This window comes from Nocardioides bruguierae (assembly GCF_023656415.1).
In the GTDB taxonomy this organism is placed as follows: Bacteria; Actinomycetota; Actinomycetes; order Propionibacteriales; family Nocardioidaceae; genus Nocardioides; species Nocardioides bruguierae.
Map to the genome: position 1 here is coordinate 1 of NZ_JAMOIL010000066.1, position 1,449 is coordinate 1,449.

Annotated in this window: 1 protein-coding gene; it reads left to right on the plus strand. The window is 66.5% G+C overall.

Translation table 11 applies throughout. From position 1 onward, the window contains the following. The first annotated feature begins 46 nt into the window (after window positions 1-46). A complete protein-coding gene (locus tag M8330_RS21625; RefSeq protein WP_443689931.1) occupies window positions 47-1,444 on the plus strand; it encodes an IS30 family transposase in 1,398 nt (465 codons plus the stop codon). The last annotated feature ends 5 nt before the right edge of the window (window positions 1,445-1,449 follow it).

The following is a 1,449-nucleotide window of genomic DNA, read 5'->3' on the forward strand; positions in this document are numbered from 1 at the left end:
GGTGGATTCAACTGGTCGTCGCAACACCTCGTGATGGAGGTGTGGAGTGGTACGTCGTCAGCAGGCCGCCGATCGAGCGATCCAGCCGAAGCGGCGGTCGCCTGGTCATCCGAAGTTCCAGAGGCATGTCGAGGTGGCGTTCTGGAGGGAGATCGCCAAGGGCGCATTGCCCATCGAAGCCGCAGCAGTGGCCGGCGTGGCGCCCGCTGTCGGCCAGCGCTGGTTCCGCAACGCTGGCGGCATGGCGCCGTTCGATCTGACGTTCAAGCCCACGGGCCGGTATCTGTCCTTCACCGAGCGCGAGGAGATCGCTCTGCTCCGGGCTCAGGACAAAGGCGTGCGCGAGATTGCTCGAGCCATCGGTCGTGATCCCGGGACGGTCTCACGCGAGCTGCGCCGCAACGCCGCTGTGCGATACGGCAGCGCTGGCTACCGGGCGTCGGTGGCGCAGTGGAAGGCCGACATGAGCGCCAAGCGCCCGAAGCCGGCAAAGCTCGTCGTGAACCCCAGACTGCGGGCCTATGTCCAAGAGCGTTTGGCCGGCCAGATCAGCCGCCCCGACGGCACCCCGGTCGCAGGACCGGAGGTGCGGACCTTCACCGGCCTGAACAAGCCTCACCGCAAGGACCGACCCTGGACGCTGGCATGGAGTCCGGAGCAGATCAGCAACCGGCTGAAGGCCGACTTCCCCGATGATGAGTCCATGCGCATCAGCCACGAGGCGATCTACCAGTCGCTGTACATCGAGGGCCGCGGCGCGTTGAAGCGCGAGCTGGTGTGGTGCTTGCGCACCGGCCGCGCGTTGAGGGCGCCGCGGGAGAGATCGCGCCGCAAGACCTGGGCACACGTGACACCGGAGACGTTGATCAGCGAGCGGCCCGCTGAGGCCGAGGACCGGGCCGTCCCGGGCCACTGGGAAGGGGATCTGCTGATCGGGCTGGAACGCTCGGCGATCGGCACCGTGGTCGACCGCACGACCAGGTACACGATGCTGGTCCACCTTCCCCGCGAGGAGGGCTACCGGCACAAGGAGACCCCCAAGAACGGCCCGGCGTTGGCCGGCTATGGCGCGCTCACGATGAAGACCGCCCTGGCGGCCACGATGTCGACCCTGCCGACGCAACTGGCGCGGTCGCTGACCTGGGACCGCGGCAAGGAGATGTCCGCGCACGCGAAGTTCAGTGTCGAGACAGGTATCCCGGTCTTCTTCGCCGACCCGCAATCGCCCTGGCAACGGGGTACGAACGAGAACACCAACGGACTGCTCCGTCAGTACTTCCCCAAAGGTACCGACCTGTCTCGCTGGACCGCCGAAGAGATCGAGGCCGTCGCGCACGCGCTGAACAGCAGACCCCGCAAGACACTCGGATGGAAGACACCGGCCGAGGCATTCAACGAACACCTACTCTTACTCCAAGAAGCTGGTGTTGCATCGACTGGTTGAACCCG